Source organism: Jejuia sp. G7-7, assembly GCF_055808955.1.
The window spans coordinates 227043-248330 of sequence record NZ_JBVVSZ010000002.1; the positions used below are offsets into that span (position 1 = coordinate 227043).

General features: G+C 34.7%; 14 protein-coding genes. 10 read left to right on the top strand and 4 right to left on the bottom strand.

The window, feature by feature from the left end; translation table 11 throughout:
- Positions 1 to 8: 8 nt before the first annotated feature.
- The gene (locus tag AC0L5U_RS11165) at positions 9 to 632 is read right to left on the bottom strand and encodes a hypothetical protein (RefSeq protein ID WP_473416492.1); all 624 of its coding nucleotides are present in this window, start codon (positions 630 to 632) and stop codon (positions 9 to 11) included.
- Positions 595 to 3285 (bottom strand): SusC/RagA family TonB-linked outer membrane protein, encoded by a 2691-nt coding sequence (locus AC0L5U_RS11170; protein WP_473416493.1) that lies wholly within the window; start codon positions 3283 to 3285, stop codon positions 595 to 597. Before AC0L5U_RS11170 ends, AC0L5U_RS11165 begins: the two co-directional genes overlap by 38 nt.
- A 267-nt stretch (positions 3286 to 3552) precedes the next feature.
- Here AC0L5U_RS11170 and AC0L5U_RS11175 point away from each other — a divergent pair, with 267 nt between their 5' ends.
- From AC0L5U_RS11175 to AC0L5U_RS11220, 10 genes are all read left to right on the top strand, one after another.
- Positions 3553 to 4899: a ligand-binding sensor domain-containing protein gene (locus AC0L5U_RS11175; RefSeq protein WP_473416494.1), complete on the top strand. Its 1347-nt coding sequence runs from the start codon at positions 3553 to 3555 to the stop codon at positions 4897 to 4899.
- Between the two features lie 49 nt (positions 4900 to 4948).
- The gene (locus AC0L5U_RS11180; protein ID WP_473416495.1) at positions 4949 to 5272 is read left to right on the top strand and encodes a two-component regulator propeller domain-containing protein; all 324 of its coding nucleotides are present in this window, start codon (positions 4949 to 4951) and stop codon (positions 5270 to 5272) included.
- Positions 5273 to 5315: 43 nt separating this feature from the next.
- Positions 5316 to 7745: an ATP-binding protein gene (locus tag AC0L5U_RS11185; protein ID WP_473416496.1), complete on the top strand. Its 2430-nt coding sequence runs from the start codon at positions 5316 to 5318 to the stop codon at positions 7743 to 7745.
- Positions 7746 to 8510: 765 nt separating this feature from the next.
- Positions 8511 to 9320: a glycoside hydrolase family protein gene (locus AC0L5U_RS11190; protein WP_473416497.1), complete on the top strand. Its 810-nt coding sequence runs from the start codon at positions 8511 to 8513 to the stop codon at positions 9318 to 9320.
- A gap of 53 nt (positions 9321 to 9373) precedes the next feature.
- Entirely contained in the window at positions 9374 to 9835 is a 462-nt protein-coding gene (locus AC0L5U_RS11195) for a sugar-binding domain-containing protein (protein WP_473416498.1), read from the top strand.
- Positions 9836 to 10082: 247 nt separating this feature from the next.
- Complete coding sequence (locus tag AC0L5U_RS11200; protein WP_473418271.1) at positions 10083 to 11915, top strand: glycoside hydrolase family 2 TIM barrel-domain containing protein; 1833 nt, start codon at positions 10083 to 10085, stop codon at positions 11913 to 11915.
- Between the two features lie 385 nt (positions 11916 to 12300).
- Positions 12301 to 14754 carry a glycoside hydrolase family 3 C-terminal domain-containing protein gene (locus AC0L5U_RS11205; RefSeq protein WP_473416499.1) on the top strand — a complete coding sequence of 818 codons (2454 nt, stop codon included), beginning with the start codon at positions 12301 to 12303 and terminating at the stop codon, positions 14752 to 14754.
- Between the two features lie 23 nt (positions 14755 to 14777).
- Positions 14778 to 14942 carry a hypothetical protein gene (locus tag AC0L5U_RS11210; RefSeq protein ID WP_473418272.1) on the top strand — a complete coding sequence of 55 codons (165 nt, stop codon included), beginning with the start codon at positions 14778 to 14780 and terminating at the stop codon, positions 14940 to 14942.
- A gap of 78 nt (positions 14943 to 15020) precedes the next feature.
- Entirely contained in the window at positions 15021 to 16664 is a 1644-nt protein-coding gene (locus tag AC0L5U_RS11215) for a sulfatase-like hydrolase/transferase (RefSeq protein WP_473416500.1), read from the top strand.
- Positions 16665 to 16755: 91 nt separating this feature from the next.
- Positions 16756 to 18243: a sulfatase family protein gene (locus tag AC0L5U_RS11220; protein ID WP_473416501.1), complete on the top strand. Its 1488-nt coding sequence runs from the start codon at positions 16756 to 16758 to the stop codon at positions 18241 to 18243.
- 112 nt (positions 18244 to 18355) lie between these two features.
- Here AC0L5U_RS11220 and AC0L5U_RS11225 read toward each other — a convergent pair whose 3' ends face one another.
- Positions 18356 to 19717 carry a sulfatase family protein gene (locus AC0L5U_RS11225; RefSeq protein WP_473416502.1) on the bottom strand — a complete coding sequence of 454 codons (1362 nt, stop codon included), beginning with the start codon at positions 19715 to 19717 and terminating at the stop codon, positions 18356 to 18358.
- Positions 19718 to 19980: 263 nt separating this feature from the next.
- The gene (locus AC0L5U_RS11230; protein ID WP_473416503.1) at positions 19981 to 21282 is read right to left on the bottom strand and encodes a glycoside hydrolase family 28 protein; all 1302 of its coding nucleotides are present in this window, start codon (positions 21280 to 21282) and stop codon (positions 19981 to 19983) included.
- Positions 21283 to 21288: the final 6 nt, after the last annotated feature.

A 21288-nucleotide genomic window follows, 5' to 3' on the forward strand; every position in this document is an offset into this window, starting at 1 on the left:
TTTTTATATTAAAAGCCTATCTGAACACCAATTCTAAATTGTCTAGATCTTGGATAGGAATCTGCGTCTTGCCCTGGTGTTATTTGGTTGTTACCTACACTAACATCGGGATCATATCCAGTATAGTTAGAAAGTAGGAAAAGATTATCCCCTGCTGCATACAATCTTATTGATCGAAATCCTATTTTGTCCATAATTTCCTTAGAAAAACTGTAGCCCAGAGTAACATTAGCCAACCTTAAAAAACTTCCATCTTCAACCTGTGTAGAGTTTGCTGCGAAACCAAAGTCTCCGTCAGCATCTCCACGAATAGACATAATATCGCTGTCTGGGTTATCTGGTGTCCATCTATCTCTAATCCAACCCAATTTATTTAGTTGAGGAATGGTTTGCGCTCCACCTTTTTGCCTATTCTTGTTATATACCTCGTTACCATACGACCAGTTCATAACAATTCCCAAATCAAAATTATGTATCTTGAAGTTATTGGTTAAACCACCATAATGATCTGGCTGTGTATTTCCTAAAATAACCCTGTCAGAATCATCAATTACACCATCACCATTTTGATCCACAAATTTAGGCATACCTGGCCTATACTGGCTGTAAGGAGCAGACGTCACGAGTGCCATCTTTAAGGGTGTAAAATTGAGTAAACCATCCGTTCACACCACCGTTAGCATACATTAAAGCAGCGGCATCCTGATTACTAAGACCATCAAACTCTTCGAAATCATCAAAAGAATACACACCATCTCTCTCATAACCGAAGAATGACCCGAGTGGTTCACCAACCCTCAAAATAAAATCAGAAGTAGCTTTATTACCAAAACCGTTGAAAAACAATTCATCAACCCCTGCTAAACTTTTAATTTCATTTCTATTGAAACTAATATTAAAATTGGTAGTCCATTTAAAATTAGGCTTATCAATATTTACAGTATTTACAGAAAACTCAAAACCTTTATTACTGATGGCTCCTGCATTTTCAAGTGCGGTGGTAAAACCTGATGTTTCTGGGATTGGCTTTTGTAGGATAACATTATCTGTGGTTTTATTGTAATAGGTAGCCTCCATATTAATTCTATTATCAAACAGCCCTATGTTTAACCCAAAGTCTGTCTGTTGTGTTACTTCCCAAGTTAGGTTGGTAAATTGAAGGTTATCTAATATTGCTCCTGCACTAGTATCACTCCCGCCTAGCGTATATGGAGCAAATACCGCCCTAGCCAAGGCACCATAAGTGGGTGAAGAATTATTTCCTGTTTCTCCATATGTTACCCTCAATTTTAAATCACTAATAGTTTTATTATCTTTCAAAAAAGGCTCTTCACTCACCCTCCAAGCTAAGGCTGCAGAAGGGAAGAAACCCCATTTTTCAATGAAATTAGACGACCCATCATAACGTCCGCTTACTGTAAGTAAATATCTGTCTTTGAACTTGTAATTTAAACGCCCTAAATAAGACACCACACTACGTTCCCCTCTAGAAGTTCTTGTTCTATTGGTAGTCGAAGCGGATTCTAACGCATCTATATTTACACCAGGAATATCGAACCCATCAGAACTTGCTCTTAAATCTTCATTAACAGCAAACTGACGTTCATGAACAGCTGTGGCTATTATACTATGGTCACCAAACCTTTTATTATAGGTTAAATTAATATCTCCTATAATATTAGTGCTTTGATAATGCTGATAAAAGGCTCTACCACCAGCACTGGCTCCCCAACCAAATTTCTCCGAGTAGTATGATTTGCCTCTAGTAGAATATAAACTACCTCCTAGAGTAGCTTTAGCAGTTAAACCATCGGCCACTTTATAGGATAAATACGATTGTGCAAATGTTTGGAATTCTTTGCGCAAATTAGAATCCCCAAATAGTCTTACTGTGGGACTAACAATATCTCCACTTCTCAAAGATATTACTCGTCCTCTTTCGTCAAATTCTGCACCTTCAATAAATTCTGCATTATAAGGTCCTTGTACTGGAGAGAATAATAAAGCCGAGGTTAATAAACCGTTTTGACCACTACCATTATTGCTAGATGCTGAAACAACACCGTTTCGTTTAGTAAAACCAGCATTTATTGATATACCTGCACTCAATTTTTCCTTTATTTTTTGATCTACTCTCACATTTGCAGAAAATCTTTCAAAATCAGAACCTTCTACTATACCATTTTGATTTAGGTAACTTACAGCACCGTTATATTTGGTCTTTTCGTTACCTCCATTAAAACTTAACCTGTAGTTATTAACTGTTGCTGGCCTTAATACTTCGTCTAACCAATCGGAAACTATTACTCTATCGTCATTGGCAGCATAAGGATTTCCAAATTCATCTCTAAAAGAATCTAGTGGAAATTCATTCGGTTCAGCATCAGGATTGTATGGAAAAAATTCATTCCTCCAGTCAATAAATTCCTGAGCGGATAATACATCAATTTTTCTAACTACATGAGATACACCCGAGAAGGTTTCAAAATTTAATTCAGACCTTCCAGCCTTACCTTTCTTGGTTGTTATTATAATAACACCATTAGCTCCTCTTGCACCGTAAATGGCTGTTGCTGATGCATCTTTTAATATATCAATAGATTCTATATCCGCAGGGTCTATAGAACTTAGTGGGCTAGAAAAACTGTTTCCCAGACCAAGACTAGCAGAGTTACCTCCTCCTAATATCTGAAACCCGTCAATAACATATAAAGGGTCGTTACTAGCATTAATTGAGGTGCCTCCTCGTATTCGAATTTTAGATGCTGAACCAGGCTCACCTTGTGACGTGGTAATTTGTACCCCAGGAGCCTTAGCAACAAGGCCTTGCTCAAAGGATACAGCCTGTACAGGGTTTAAATCTTCCGCTTTTAATGAGACAACGGAACCCGTTACATCTTTCCGTTTTACCTCACCATATCCGATAACCACAACCTCATCTAGCTGTTCGGTATCTACGGACAATACAACATCAATTGTTGAGCGGTTACCCACTACAATGGTTTGCTTCTCAAATCCTACATAAGAAAATGAAAGTTTCGAATCTAGCCCAGATACATTAATGGTATAATTACCATCAAAATCAGTTACTGCTCCTGTGCTAGTTCCTTCTTGAACAATAGTTACTCCTGGAAGTGGCATTCCGTCATCTGCAGAAGTTACTTTTCCATTAATTGTTGTTTGTGCACTCAAATGACTTTGGAATGCAAAAACAATCAATAATAGGAAAACCTTAAAAAATGTAGTTCTAGCATTTTTTAAGAAAATAGGTATTACTTGTTTCATAAAAATTTAGTTTAATTGATAACTTTAGTTTGAACATTGTAAAATTACCTCACACTAACAGCGAGTTAACAAAGAAATTAAGTTGTTAATGAAAGGTTAAAAAATCAATAGAAGGTATTTGCACTACAAAAACAATGGTAAATTGATAGATGTCAATTAATACAGTCTAAAAGACTAATTATTATTAAATTTATGACGACAACACCGTAATATTACGTCTAAAAATTTCAAAAGCCAATACACCATTTATCTAATAAATTATCTCAAATGGATTATATAAACAAAACCATTCTTGTCATAGTCTGTGTAGTTTTGCACTTATTTACAAATACTGTAAAAGCACAGGATGTTGTAAATCAATTTGACAAATTAAACACACGCAATGGTTTATCGCAAAGTGATGTGAGAGCAATTTACCAAGACAAAACAGGTTATATTTGGATTGGTACTTATGATGGATTAAATAGATACGATGGCTATACCACCAAAACTTACCGCAAAACATTTGGAAACCCCAAATCTTTAAGAAGCAACCTAATTAGCTGTATTACAGAAGATTCTATCGGAAATATATGGATAGGCACTGACGATAAAGGTGTTTCTATGTACGATAAAAGTACTGATGAATTTATTCACTTCGGCAATTCAGATGAAAACCCTAATTTTCTTTCCGATAATCTTATTACTTCAATAACTGTTGATAAAAGATCAAATATTTGGATAGGCACACCTAAGGGATTGAACCAACTTACTATTGACTACTCTTCAAAAAAAGCCAAAAACCAAATTTATAAAAAAGATTTAAATCATTACGGCGCGCTAAATGACAACCATATCTCATGCCTATATGTTGACAATGACGGTCATCTATGGATAGGAACACCCAATGGTTTGTCTCGTTATATTGGTAACAGCACTAATAGTGATGGACAATTTCAAAATTACCAACTACCAATAAAAAATCAAGTCACCTCAATTCATGAGACCACCAAAAACTTAATAATTGGAGGATACAACATCTATGACTTAGAAAAAAAGAACATAAATAAACCAAACCCAAAATTTAATCATGTAGGCAGCGTACATGCTTATAAAATACTAGCATATAACGATAGTCTTTTATGGTGTGGCACCAATGAAGGTATTAAAATTCTTGATTATCATGACCATTCGATAACAAAATCCAAACATTTCAAACACCAATGGGGCAATGAAAAAAGCATAAGTAATGATAATATCTTATGCCTCACAAAAGATAGTTCAGGTATTGTTTGGATTGGCACGAACGGAGGCGGTGTTAATATATACAAACCCAATAAACGAAACTTTCGCTATTACGGCAGAAACGAAAACAAGGGCAGCCTCAATAGGAATAAAATTCGATCTATATATGAAGACTCAGAAGGTAATCTTTGGATTGGAACAGATGGAGGCGAAAGCTTGAATTTTTTATCTAAAGACACCCCCACGGCTTATGAAGTTGGTTTCAAGCAAATTGAAATGCCGACTTATAAGGGGGTACAAAGGCAAGTTTTTTCAATTAACGAAGTAGTAGATGCTAAGCGCCCTCTAATGCTCATTGGCAATCGGTTACCCAAATTATTTTGCATATAGTAATAAGAAAGACCTACTTAATGGTAAATTTCAATCAGGCAAAAACCTTATGCAACCCACAGAACAGGTTTATGCATCATTAGTTGATAGTAACAATATTGTATGGTTGGGTACATATCATCAAGGCCTTTTTAGATATGAGCTAGATGCGAATGGTAGAGTAAAAAAGGAGAGCAACTTCAAACACTTAAACAACACTAATTCTATTTCTTCAAATATAATTAGGAGCTTAGCTCAAGACAACAAAGGCAATATATGGATAGGCACTCGCAAATGGGTTAAACAAAATTACGCCTCAAGAGCAACTTCAAGAGAACCCAAATTTCATAAAATATTATCACAACCCAAAAGACGATTATTCTATCAGTCATAATTATATTTTACCAATTTTAGTTACCTCAAATGGACATATTTGGGTGGGTACCTTAGGAGGGGGCCTAAATAAAATAATAAGTTCGGAAGGATCCGAAGAAGATCATTTTCTCTCATACGACACAAGAGATGGATTACCCAACAATGTCATCAAAGCCATTATTGAAGACGACAACAAGGATTTATGGTTCTCAACCAACAAGGGGTTAACCCGATTTTCACCAGAAGAACTTGAATTTCAAAATTTTAGTCTTGATGATGGGTTACAAGATATGGAATTTACAGAACTGGCAGCTTGTAAACGCACTTCTGGAGAATTGATTTTTGGTGGTATCAATGGATTTAATGCCTTTTACCCAAAACAAATAATGGCAGATAGTTCTGATGTTGTACTTGTTTTTGACGACTTGCACATTTTAAACCAAAATATCAAAATAGGTGATACAATAAACGGACGTGTCGTTCTACCTCTAAATATAAATAATATCGATGAGCTTAATCTTAAGCATAATGAACGAAGTTTTTCCATAGGGTTCTCTGCATTACATTACGCGGCTCCACTACAAAACAAATATAAATATAAATTAGAAGGTTTTGATACAGATTGGGTAAACACCTCTGCTTCTAATCGTATAGCAAAATACACAAATATACCCCCTGGAGAATATGTCTTAAAAGTAAAAGCCTCAAATAATTATGACCATTGGAGTGATAACGAGTTAAGTATTAAGTTAACCGTTAAATCACCGTGGTGGAGTTCTAAATGGGCATTTTCGTGTTACGCTGTCATATTTCTTCTAGGACTGTTATTATTTAGAAAATTTACAATAATAAAAACAACTAAAAAAAACAATTATGTAATTGAGGCAATGGAGAAAGAAAAGCAGGAAGAATTAAGCCAATTAAAACTTCGGTTTTTCACTAACATTTCCCATGAATTTCGTACACCCTTAACATTAATCGTTGGTTTTATAGAACGTCTTCAGTCATTTTCAGCAACTTTATCAGAAGGAGAACGACAAAAGTATTACAACAATATTTTCAAGAATTCTAAGATTTTACTTAAACTAATCAATCAATTAATAAACTTTAGAAAACTAGAACAAGGTAAATTCAAATTAAAAGTTTCATTCAACGAGTTATCAGAATTTATAATGTTATTGGGCGAAAATTTTCATGAAGTAGCCAACAGAAAAAAAATTGATTACAGCATTATTTATGATGAAGAAATACATACATGGTTTGATGCAGAAATTATAGAAAGGGTTTTGTTTAACCTTCTGTCAAACGCTTTCAAATTTACTCCCGAAGGAGGTAAAATAACAGTAAGGTTGCGCCAGGATTTAGAATACACCTTTATAGAGGTAGAGGATAATGGAAGAGGTATTCCTGAGAACATTCAAAAACACATATTTGAACGATTTGCTAGTGTAGATAAAACACGTAAACTCGGTTCGGGCATAGGTTTATCCTTTGTAAAAAACCTAATTGAAATCCACCATGGTAACATCACTTTTAAATCGGCCGAAAACAAAGGCACAACCTTTAAAGTTATTTTACCTACTGACAAAAGCACTTATGCAATTGACGAAATCTCAGAAGGAGGCAAGAGTTTTGACGGCACAATAAACCCTCAAAGTTGGCTGTTACCCAACTTTGACTTAAATGAAAACACGGATGGCAGAGTTTTCAAAGGAAAACTTCAAAGCATCTTACTCGTTGAGGACAATAACGATATTCTTTATTTTCTTGAAGAAACCTTTAAAAACCGATTTAACATCTATAAAGCAGAAGAAGGTCAGCAGGCAATAGACATTTGCCTCGACAACACTATCGACCTGGTAATCAGTGATATAATGATGCAGGGAATGAATGGGTATGAATTTTGTGAAAAACTTAAGTCTGACAACAGAATTAATCACATTCCAATCATTCTACTTACAGCAAAGAATGCGCCAGAAAACAAGATCAAAGGCTATGCTTTAGGTGCAGATGCTTTTATTATAAAACCCTTTAGTATACAAGAACTTGAAACACGGGTTGAAGCTCTACTGGATTCAAGAAATAAAATAATAAATAAGTTTAAACAAGAAATGGACATCACTCCATCAGAAGTTGGCTTAACAAGTATTGATGAACGATTTATTAATCGTGTTATGAAATGTATTGAAGACAATATTTCCAACTCTGAATTTACCGTAGAAATGCTGGCTCGAGAATGTGGCCTTGGACGTATGGAACTTAATAAAAAGCTAAAAGCATTGGTTGGTTTTACTACCAACGCTTTTATAAGAAACATTAGAATAAAAAGAGCCGCCCAATTACTAAAGCGAAATATGTACTCTGTTAATGAAATTATGTACGAGGTTGGCTTTAATGACGCTCAATATTTCAGGGAAGCTTTTAAAAAACAGATTGGTTTAACACCTTCTTCATATAAAAAACATAAGGCAGAACAAAAGGAATCTCAGTAGTTTAATCAATTCTTTTTATAAAATTGAATTAGGGGCATGAAATTCAGTTAAAGTCTTAATCACTTTTAAAATGAACTTGTTCTTTTTTTATCTATAATACCAATAATTAAAGCATAAATTTTAAAATTAAGGTAGATGAGTTAAATTTTGTGATATTATAGATAAGTTTTAGCAAGTATAGAATTCATAATTTTGTCAATAACTCTGCCAACAAGCATAAAATTAATGCTTTTGCCCCTACAAGACTTATTACAAAATTAAAGTAGAACAATATATAGTTTACCACTATAATTTAAAAATACCACAACTAATACTTAAAAATGTTTAATTAAATATAAAAAAAATGAAACTATTAGCACCTTTTATAATTATCAGCTTATTACTTACCTCTTGCAACGATGGTAATAAAGCTACAATTACCAACACGACAGAAACTGCAGAATACTCGCAAGAAGATTATGATTTCTTAGCAATAGGCAACCCAGATAAAATGAGTGCAGCATCTAAAAGGGCCTTAGACCGAGGCTATCATAAAAATGCTGAATGGTATGGTGAATTTGCTACACAAAACTTAAAAGGTAATGTTGGATATGAAAAAGGAATAACACGTCGGGACCCTTCAATGGTAATAAAAGTTGATGGAATTTATTATACATATTACTCTAAAGCAACTGGGAAAACTTACGGTTTTGGAACAGGTGATCCAGAAAAAAAGTGTTTCCATGGGATAAAACGGAAATATGGTACGCTACTTCAAAAGATGGCATGGAATGGACAGAGCAAGGTTTGGCTGTTACCTTTGGCCCAAAAGGCACCTACGATGATAGATCCGTATTCACCCCAGAAGTATTGGCTCATAACGGTAAATATTATTTGGTATATCAATGTATTCAAGCACCTTACTTAAACCGCAGTTTCAATACTGTTGGAATGTCTGTTGCCAATGGCCCAAGAGGTCCATGGAAAAGACTGGAAAACCCAATATTAGAAGCCGCAAAAGATGGGGAATGGCTTGGAATAGAAGACAATCGCTTTAGGGTAAAAAGCCAAGGTAGTTTTGATAGCCAAAAAGTTCATGACCCTACACTTTTATTTTATAAAAACAAATTCTATTTGTACTATAAAGGAGAACGTATGGGAGAACGTAAAACAGCTGGAGGAAGAGAAATAAGATGGGGCTTAGCCATAGCAGATAATCCAGAAGGACCTTATATTAAATCCGATTACAACCCAATTACACAATCAGGTCATGAAATATGTATTTGGCCTTATAAAGGAGGGATAGCTCTTGTGCATTCTGCTGATGGTCCAGAAAAAAGAACGATTCAATATGCTCCGAATGGTATTAATTTTGAAATTAAGTCTTATATCTGGGATGCACCATCAGCGATGGGTCTTGTTACAACTCTTGATAATGATAAACACCCAACCGAGGCATTAAAATGGGGGCTATGCCATAAAACAAAATTTTATCCTGGTGAACCTTGGTATACTGGTGATGATTACCTTGTAAGGTTTAGTTTCAACCAAAACAGAGATGAGAGAAGGGAATTTGCAAAAGAGAAAGACAAGTAACTTATTTATAAATTATCTCTACCCAATCGTAAAGCTGAATATATAGATAAAGAATGAAAAAAAATCTCTTTATAGTTTTAGTAGCCCTCATTGTTTCTAGCTGTAACAATTCTAAAAAAGAAACAAAGAGTAATCGTATACTAACTGATTTCAATCAAAACTGGGAGTTTCACGTATCTGATGACAGTATCCAGGTGAATACCATAAAAAAATGGAAAGCCATTAACTTGCCTCATGATTGGGCTATTGAAAATGAATTTGATTCTACACTCGCTTATGAAGCCCATGCCACAGGTTACTTAAAAAGTAAAGGCTATGGGTATTACAAAAAAACCTTCGATAAAAACTACAACCAAGATGAAGTTACCTACGTACTCTTCGACGGTATCTATAATAATTCTGAAGTTTATATAAACGGAAAAAAACTAGGGTTCCATCCATATGGATATTCACCTTTTTATTTTAATATTTCACCCTATCTTAACCAAAATGGAAAAGGAATATACTTACTGTAAAAGTTGACCATTCAAGATATGCCGACAGCCGCTGGTATACCGGTGCAGGAATCTATAGAAATGTAAAACTTATAACCACCAATAAATTACACATTCCGGTTTGGGGCACCTTTATAACGACTCCAAAGGTTATAAATAATAAAGCAACCGTACAGCTAAATATTACAGTTAAAAATGAGTTTCCCTCAGAAAAAAAATCTTATTACACACCAAAATAGTAGACAAAAATGGTCAGGAAGTCACCTCTATTGAAAATGAACTAAAAATTGAAGCTAACTCTTCAAAGAATATTTCTCAAAATGGAGAAATTCACAATCCGAAATTATGGAATATTGACACACCACACCTATATAAAGCGGTAACTTCTATCATAGAAAATGACAAAGAAATTGATAGCTATACAACGAATTTCGGTATTAGAACCATAAAATTCGATACCAACGAAGGTTTCTTTTTAAACGGACAAAACTTAAAAATAAAAGGGGTTTGCCTACATCACGATGCTGGTTTGGTTGGAGCAGCTGTACCTAAAGGTGTTTGGAAACGCAGGCTTCAAACCTTAAGGGAGGGTGGTTGTAATGCCATACGAATAGCCCATAATCCCGCTTCTACAGAATTTCTGGATTTATGTGATGAAATGGGATTCTTAGTGCAAGACGAATTGTTTGACGAATGGGACAACCCCAAAGACAAACGCTTTAACATCAACGAGCGTATTAGTTTTGATTACATAACACGTGGTTATGGAGAACATTTCCAGGAGTGGGCGCAAAAAGATATAGAAAATGTGCTTTTAAGCCATCGAAATCACCCTTCTATTTTTCAATGGAGCATCGGTAATGAAATTGAATGGACTTATACCAGAAACGCAGCAGCTACAGGTTTTTTTGACAATATAAATTGGAACGGAAATTATTTCTGGTCCGAGCCTCCATACACTATTGATAAAATTAAGCAACAATTAAAAACGCTTCCAAAAGGAAAATATGACATTGGTAAAACGGCACAAAAACTTTCTAAATGGGTTAAAGAATTAGATACAACTAGACCGGTTACAGCAAATTTAATTTTGCCTTCAGTTAGCCACTTATCAGGCTACACAGATGCACTAGATGTCATTGGCTATAGCTACAGGCGTATTATGTACGATTATGGACATAAAAATTACCCGGACAAACCCATTATGGGAACAGAAAACTTGGGGCAATACCACGAGTGGAAAGCTGCTATGGAACGTCCTTTTATATCGGGTACCTTTTTATGGACAGGAATTGATTATATGGGGGAAATTAGAAAACCCTGGCCTGTTCGTGTTTCAACCTCTGGTTTGTCAAACTCTGCGGGATTCACAAAAGGTTCCTACCACATGATGAAAACCTTATGGAATGACGAACCCCATATACACATCGCTACCCAAAATATAGATAAGTCCATAAATAAAATTAATGATAACGGAGAAATTGTAGCCAAAAACCCTGAAAAATGGAAAACGGCACTTTGGAGTTGGCAAGATGTAAATGAACATTGGAATTATAAAAAAGATGACATGATTTCGGTAGAAATCTATTCTAACTGTGAGGAAATTGAATTGTTTTTAAATGATACATCACTGGGGAAAAAGAAACTATCCGATTTTGAAGACCATATTTATAAATGGGGCGTTCCTTTTGCCGATGGTACATTAATAGCCAAAGGAATTAAAAATGGCAAAGAAATTACTTCAGAAATTAATACCGCAAGAAAATCAACTAAAATTCAACTTACTTCTGAAGAAAAAATATTAAAAGCCAATAATTATGACGTAGCACATATTATCGTTCAATTAACGGATGAAAAAGGAAACCCCGTAAAAACAGATGATAGGGAAATTACTTTCGAAATAAAAGGAAATGCCAAATTATTAGGTGTAGATAATGGTTGGAAAAAAAGTGTTGAAAAATTTCAATCTAACAAAAGTACCACACACAATGGTAGGACTCTATTAATTATTCAAGCTACAGATGTATCGGGAAAAGTTGAGGTTATTGCACATTCTAAAAACTTAGAAAGCAAAAGTATCCTTATAGAAACAACAAAATAATAACGAAACAAAATTCTCATATTCAAATGCAAACTACACATTATATAACTAATAAGACTTTCAGAGTATTAGAAAAAGAAATGGAACGACCTGCTGTTGATTAAGTAAGAATAAAGATAGCCTATATTTTATGAAGAACCACAAATATATAGTAACCTACAGCGCAGAACCTATGGAACAATATTCGAATGCCCGTATTTACAGGACTTACTATTATATCAATCGAGAACATAATTAATCCAGTTGACAACCAGTATAACAAAATTACAACTATTAATATTATATAAAAAATTATTACAGCAACTTTAAATTATGGTATATAAACTATGTTAAAAGCATTCTATTTTATACATGTAATACATTAAAAATAAGAAAATATTAAATTATGAAAAGAACTATACTACTATTTACTTGTATGTTATCTTTTTGTATGTTAAATGCTCAAGTGTGGGCACCTGCAGGACAAAAAGCGACAAAAGGTATTTCATCATCTAGCCAAGATTTTCCATTTATGAATCCGAAGCTACCTATTGATGAAAGGATTTATGATCTAATTGATAGATTAACAATTGATGAAAAAATCCAATGGACCAAAAGTTACAATGCAAAAATTGAACGATTAGGAATTTTAGATTTTGCCTGGCAAGGAGAAGCTTTACATGGTTTGGGCATGAAACGCGCCACGATGTTTCCTCAAAGTATCGGTTTAGGAGCGACTTGGGATGATGCCCTTATGCTAAGAGTGTCAAGTGCAATTTCAACCGAGGCTAGAGCAAAATACAATAATGGTGAAGGTGCAAACCTGTCATTCTGGTCGCCAAATATTAATCTGGTAAGAGACCCCCGTTGGGGTCGAAATCAGGAAACCTATGGAGAAGACCCACACCTAACCTCTAGGATGGGAGTTGCATTTGTAAAAGGTATTCAGGGAAATGACCCCAAGTATCTAAAAGCTATTTCTTGTCCAAAACACTTTATGGTACACAACGGTCCTGAAGTTGGTAAAACCTACGAAAACCGCATTGTAAGCGAAATAGACCTTTTGGAAACTTATAAACCTGCATTTGAAGCTGTTATAAAAGAAGGAGGCGCCAAAGGTATTATGGGTGCATACAACATGCTTAATTGGGAGTCATGCGTAACATCAAAATATCTCACTACGTCATTATTAAGAGATCAGTGGGGTTTTGATGGCTATGTAGTTACCGATTGCGGTTCGTTATCAACGGCTTCCAATGTTCAAAAACGAGTGGCTACTCAAGAAGAAGCTGTGGGACTATCCATAAAAGCTGGCGTAGATCTTAATTGCGGAGATCAATTCGAAACGCACATGAAAGCAGCATGGAAAAAGGCTATCTCACTGCAAGCAGAAATTGATAATGCATTATACAGAACCATAAAAATAAAGATGCAACTAGGATTGTTTGACCCTCACGAAATGTGTGCATACAGTAAAATAAGTCCGGATGTCATTCAATCTGATGCTCATAAAAAACTAGCTCTTGAAGCAGCACAAAAATCAATGACTTTATTAAAAAATGACAAGACACTTCCTATTAACAAAAACATTAAATCCATTGCTCTTATTGGTCCCGATGTAAAAAACCCACATGTTTTAACGGGGAACTATACAGGGATCCCTGATAAAATATATACGATCTACGAAGGAATAGAGGCTAAAGCCAAAGAAAAAGGAATCACCATAAATTATGCGAAAGGTAGTATTCTTGGTGATGAAGACTACATGGAATTAGTACCTAAATCCGCACTTACAACCCCCGATGGGAAACCTGGGCTCAAAGTAGAATTTTACTATGAAGCAGATTTTAAAAATTTGGTTAAAGAAACTGTTACTGATGAAATAGATTATACTTACGAGTGGAAATCTATTGTAGATGAACAAAGGTGGAATATTAATTCCGTAAAATTTAAGGGATATCTTACTCCCAAAATTTCTGGCGAGTATTTGCTTTCTATGGAAGGTGGACAAGGTTTTGGGCTGGTTATAAATAACGATACTATCGTATACCGTGATAGAGATAGAAAAGGAAACTGGCAGAAATACCAAGTCCTTAAGGACACCTACACTTTAAAAGCGGGAGAAAAATACAAATTAGAGGTATTCGTAAATAAAACACAAGGTAAAAACGATATGCATTTCTATTGGAAAAAACCTGGTATAGATCCTGTAAAGGAAGCTTTAGAAATAGCTAACAAGTCCGATGTAATCATATATGCTGGCGGGTCAAGCAATGTATTTGAAGACGAACAAAACGATCGTGAATTTATTGGCATTTCTAATAAACAAAAACAGTTGCTATCCAAATTAATAAAAACAGGCAAGCCTGTAGTTATGGTACTCGTTAATGGAAGTATGACGGCACTTACTCCTGAAGATTTAAAAGCAAACGCCATTCTAGATGCATGGTTCCCAGGGCAGGCAGGTGGTCTAGCGGTTGCAGATGTTCTATTTGGCGATTACAACCCAGCAGGAAGAACGGCTGTAACATTTTATAAGTCTGAAAAGGATTTACCTGATTTTAGAGATTTTAGTATGAAAAACAGAACCTACAAATACTTTACAGGAGAGCCAAATTTTAGGTTTGGTCATGGGTTAAGTTATACCAAATTTAAATATAGTAATCTAAAAGTTCCTTCGGAATCCCTTACTAATCAAGATATAGAAATATCAGTGAATGTTACCAATATAGGAAAGTATGATGGCGATGAAGTAGTGCAGCTGTATGTACATATTAAAGATACCGACATGCCGGTTCCCATATCTTCACTCAAAGCATTTAAACGTATACACATAAAAAAGGAAAAACAGAAAAAATAACATTTACACTTGAGCCTAAAGACCTGACGTATGTGAATAGAAAATTTAAACGTGAAGTAAAACCAGGTGATATAGACATATTTATAGGAAATTGCTCCCCAGAAGTTAAAAACAAAAAAGCTGTTGCATCAGAAAAAATATTGATGAGCACTATTAAACTAACTGGAAATAAATTTTTGATTGAGTAACTGGACGATTTACGGGTTAAAAGGACGTTCATTATAATTTTCACCTGCAAATGCATAACACAAAAAGTAGAAATGATCATGAAATTCAATTCCACATCAGGACTTTCAATTCAAATAATCCTGTTATTCATTATTTCCACAGCTCTTGCTCAAAAAAATAATACTCGGCCAAATTTTATTTTTATTCTTACCGATGACCAACGGTTTGAATTACTAGGAGCAAATGGAAATCAGATTATCCAGACTCCTAATCTAGATCAATTGGCTAAGGAGGGTGTGTTATTTACAAATGCACATGTAACCAGTGCTATCTGCACACCCAGCAGGGTCTCCATCTTACTAAGCCAGTTTGAAAGAAAGCATGGTGTTAATTTTAACTCAGGTACTGCTGTTTCTGAAGAAGCATGGAAACAATCATACCCTGTAATTATGCGCAACAATGGCTATTATACAGGGTATATTGGAAAAAATCATAGTCCAATTGGAGAGGGTGGCTATAGTAGTGGTGTTATGGAAAAGTCCTTTGATTATTGGTATGGTGCTCACGGTCATCTGTTTTTTTATCCAAAAGAAAAACACAAAATATTCAACGGAGCTCAAAGTGATACTCAAGCTGAAATATTAAATGAGGGAGTTAACGATTTTTTAAGTAATGAATTTAAACTAAAAGGTGCGGAACATTTTTTAAAAAATCGTCCTGCGAACCAACCTTTTTGTTTGAATATTAATTTCAATCTTCCCCATGGCGCAGCCACAAGCCTCATGGAACAACGTGAAAGTGATTCTACTATCTATAAAACACTGTACCGCGATATTGATATACCATTACCACCCCATTATATTGCTAAAAAAGATATAAAAACTCAAAAATTACCAGAAGATTTACTTTTTACCGAAGCCAGACAACTAGGATATGATTTCACCTATACACCAGAAACCATGAAAGAACGCAAGTTACGCCACATGCAAGCGGTTACTGGTATTGATGCCTTGGTTGGTCGCTTAAGAGCTAAGCTTGAGCAACAAGGTTTAGCCAAAAACACCATAATTATTTTTACATCAGACCATGGATTATTCTGGGGAGAATTTGGAATGGCCGGAAAAGCTATGTGCTATGAAGTATGTACCCGTGTACCTTTTATTGTTTACAATCCTATGGCACCTAAAAAAGCTAGAAAAAAAGTTATTGATGCATTGGTACAAACCATTGATGTTGCACCTACACTACTTGATTATGCTGGAATACAAATGCCAGAACATTTCCAAGGAAAAAGTATTAGGAAGATTATTGATGGACAGAGTAGTGATGTCCATAAATACCTCTATACCGAGAATCTTTGGTCTAACACATTTGGCAATCCTCGCTGTGAAGCTATACAAGACAAAACATGGAAATATATTAGGTACTATAGAAATGACAACATGAAATCCAATGAAATAATGGAAATGACCGAATTTTTAGGAATAAATAGGATGGAAATGTTATATAAAATATACCTTCCCGAAGTAGCTAAATATCGAGCGTATATAGAAAACCCATTACGAGGAGAGCAACCTGTATTTGAAGAATTATATAATTTATCTGAAGACCCAAATGAAATCACCAATCTGGCATTGGATAAAAATCATGCCATACAAATGAAACACATGAGAAAAATATGGGAAGAAAAAATAAAATATGCTCGTGGCAATGAATCTCCCAAAGTCGTATTAAAAAACTAATACTAGTCCTGAATTTGGAATGAATAAAACGTAAATTGGCTAATCTTAAATAGTTCATGGTATTTAAGAAAAATTATACCTTAACTAAAATATGAAAAACCCTTTGAGACTCTTAATTTTAATAATCATTTCTTTTTTTGTTAATGTAAGTATATCACAAACAGTAAAAAGACCTAATATTCTTTTTGCTATTGCGGATGATATGTCACATGCCAGTGCTTACGGTTTTAAATTTTTACGTACTCCCAATTTTGATACTATTGCAGAGGAAGGTTTGTTATTTAACCATATGTATACACCAAGTAGTAAATGTGCCCCTTCCAGAGCTGTTATAATTACCGGTAGAAATCCATGGCAATTGGAAGCCGCAGCGAATCACCAACCCACATGGCCCGATAAATTTAAAAGTGTTATTGAAACACTTACAGACCATGGCTATTTTACTGGGTTTACAGGCAAAGGCTGGAATCCAGGAATTCATCCTGAAGGTCGTAATTTAACGGGTAAAGAATACAATGATTTGAAAAGAGAATTTGTTCCTGCTAAGGGAATAAATACGTATGATTACTCTGCAAATTTCAAACAGTTTCTTGCAGAGAGGCCTAAAGATCAACCTTTTTTCTTTTGGTACGGCTGTAAAGAACCACACAGAGGCTACGAATATAAGTCTGGTGTAATGCATGGAAAAAAAATGGAGGATTTAGATTTTATGCCCTCTTTTTGGGTAAATTCTGAAGCTACAAAACATGATATTTTAGATTATGCTTTTGAGGTAGAATATTTTGACCAACATTTAGGAGAAATTTTACAATATTTAAAAGAAACAGGGGAATTAGATAATACACTTATAATCGTAACCTCAGATAACAGTATGCCCTTTCCTAGATTTAAAGGTCACCCACATGAATTTGCGACACGTGTTCCTTTTGCTGTGAAGTGGCCTAGGAAAATTTTAAACCCAGGCAGAATTGTAAATGATTTTACAAGTTTTGTTGATATTGCACCAACATTTCTCAAAGCTGCTGGGATTAAAGAAAATAAGAGCGACATGCAGCCTATTACAGGTAAAAGTCTTATGGATATTTTTAAAGATAAACCAAAAAAACGAGCAGTAGTATATACCGGTAGGGAACGTAATGACATGTGTAGACCTAATGGCTGGTCATACCCAGTGCGGAGTATTCATAAAGGTGATTTTGTATACATGCACAATTTTGAACCTAATCGTTGGCCATGTGGCACATTAGAAGCTGGTTTTAGAGATACCGATTGGAGTCCAACCAAAGTGGCTACTATGGAAGAAAAACCAGAAACAACTATCTATGATTTATGTTATGGAAAACGACCTAAAGAAGAATTTTATAACATTAAAGATGACCCTGAATGTTTAACTAATTTGGCAGAAAACCCAAAGTATTTAAAAATTAAGAATGCTTTAAAAAAACAACTTTTTAAGAAACTAAAAAAACAAGGAGATCCCAGGCTTCATGGCAATGGTGCTATTTTCGATGCCTACGATTTTGATAGACGTGCTCCGGAATACGATAAATTAGTGGAGAAGCGTAAAAAGAAGAGTTAATTTAATCACTATTAGTAATAAAAATCCCAAAAATCATAACGTTCATTAATACTATTTTTTTTGTCTCCTAATACAACAGCTTTGGCTTTCATTTCTTTTCTCATTTGAAGCACTATCTCTTTATATTCAGGGAAAAAGATAAATCTTGGGTTTCCCAGGGGTCTTTTTCAACATTGAATAATTGAGTAACCCTGGAGCCAGATTCGAATTCAAGTTCTATTCCCTTTTGTCTTTTAACATCTTTTGCTCTTACGTATTCAATTAATTTAAAATCCCCTTTTCTATAAGCACGCTGAAATTGTCTATAAGCATGATAGGTATAATCTCTAACTTGCTCTGTAGTATTATTAATTACAGGAACTAAGCTCTTTCCATTAACAGATTCGGGAATTGGAATATTAACAAGATTACAAATGGTTGGAAATATATCATGGGTATAACTTAAAGCTTTTTTTCTAACACCTTTTGCCTTGATAAATCCTCCTGAAAAAACCAACGGTATATGTATCCCATCTTCATCATAAATATTTTGTTTCCCAATTAAACCATGATTTCCAACTGCTAACCCACTATCTCCTGCAAAAACAATCAGCGTATTTTCATAGGCCCCAGTTTCCTTAAGTGCTTCAATAACTTTTCCTATTTGGTTATCTAAATGCGTAATAATTGCATAATAGTCCGCCAATTCTTTTTTCGCTATTTCAGGAGTTCTTGGCCATGGTGCTAATTCTTCATCCCGTAAAAACATATGACCATTATCAAAAGGATGCTGAGACATATATGAGGGTGTCAATTCTACACGATCAGACGGATACATGTCCTTATATTCTCGTGGTGCCTGACGAGGGTCATGCGGTGCATGAAATGCCAGGTACATAAAGAAAGGATTGTTCTTTTTTCGATTCTTTATAAAGTTTGATGCATTTTCAGCAAAAATTTCTGATGTATGTGGTCCATTTAATTCAGTTCCTATAGGGCCTTTTTTATCCTCTTTAGTTAGGTGTCTTCGTTCAACTTTTCCTTTTTCATCATATACAAGTAAATAGGCATCTTCGGCACTAAATTTTCCTTTTTTATCCCAATCCCAAAGAGGCATTCTAAAATGGTCGACCAGATACACTCCTCTTCCCATAATAGTACTGCCTGAATTAAAGGAACGTACCAAAGACTTATTATCCTGGTGCCACTTACCAACAATATGAGAGGTGTATCCTGCCTTTTGAAATGCCTCGCCTATAGTAACATGATCTGTTGGTATGGAATGTCCTTGCCCTTTTAGTGAAAATAACTGTCTGCCGGATAATAACATCGCTCTGCTTGGAATACAGGTTGCTCCGGAAAATGCCCCCATTAAATAAGCGTTTTCAAAAACAATACCTTCATTAGCCAACGCATCCATATTTGGTGTTTTTACCGGCATACCTCCCAAAGCATGCACACCTGTATACCTATGGTCATCAGTATAAATTATCAATATATTAGGTTTTGCGATCTTATTCTTTTGAGCACATATATTTATAGATGAAAGCACTAGAAGGATAAAGAAAAGTTTGTTGTATTTGAGCATAGTAATCATATTATATTCTAAAATTCATCGGGTTTAGAAAGCAAGACCTGACAGGTTAAAAAATCGACTTTTCAATCATTTACCATTCATATTATGATGTGTAACATCATCGAAAACAATAGATTTCCTCTCATCTTTTGTAGTGATACTAAATGTAGTTGTGTCCGTAGTTAAATTTTGTATATGCCTGGCATACATACCATAAGCCGGTAGGACCCCAAAAAACGTAAATTCAGGATATTTTTTTCATCTTCTGCTACTTCCTTAACATCTTTTGCGAGACCGCCTCCCGGAAGTTCGATGTTTATATGCTCCAAATGAATAGTTCCTATTTTGTGTTTTGAAGTTCCTGTAATAAAAATACCGGTTGGTGGTGTTACTCTAGAATGTTCTAAACTACGAGTTATAGCATTAACATTACTTATTTTTATGTCAGTTATTGAGCCTACAGGCTGTTTATCAGCATCTCGATACGTTCTTAATCGTTCGCCTAAACGAATAAATATTGGCATATCTACATTATTCATTTCAATATTATCTATAGTAATGTTATGAATATTAGCCCCATCTACACTCAATATTTTAATACCACCACCTTTGGTATCATAAATTTTACTATTTCTAATATCAATATTATAGAAATCACCCATAGATTCTGTTCCGAATTTTATAGCACCCCAATCACTTTTTAAATTACAATTATCGACCTTAACATTATATGTAGGCATCTTGCTAGTGGATTTAATACAAATGGCATCATCTTCTGCATTGATTCTACAATTTGTTATCTCGGCATTGTGACTAGAATCCAGATCGATACCATCATTATTTTTGTTGGCATGGTTGTAAATAGTAATTCCATCAACTATAATATCATGAGATTGATAAAAATGACACGCCCATGCCGCTGCTTGCCTTAGCGTAATAGCCTTCAATTTTATATCTGAAGATTTTACAAAACGCAACAAAAACGGACGATTTTTACCAAATTTTTTAATGTTTTCTAAACCCAATGTTTTCATTTTTTGAATCAGGTTTTTTTGAAGAAATGAGGCACCATTACCATCAATAATACCTTTACCCTCCACACCTATATTTTTAGCGTTTATTGCCCCAATCAAACAAGTTCCTCTTTCTTGTCCGGTAGCATCCACAAATGTATCAATACTCTGATAGTCTAATGGGTTAGCGCTCCCTACAAGTTTAGCATTTTCATCAATATAAAGGGTGACATTATTTTTTAGTAATACAGTACCACTCACATACACGCCATTAGAAATTAATACCGTGCCTCCTCCGTCTTTAGAACATACATCTATAGCGTTTTGAATAGCTTTTGTATTAAGTGCTGTGCTATCACCAACGGCCCCAAAATCATTTATGTTATAAAACTGTTTATCACCAGTACATGAGATCAAAGATGAAAGTGTCACTAAAAATCCAAATAGTTTTATATATGATCTTAAAGTCATTTCAGG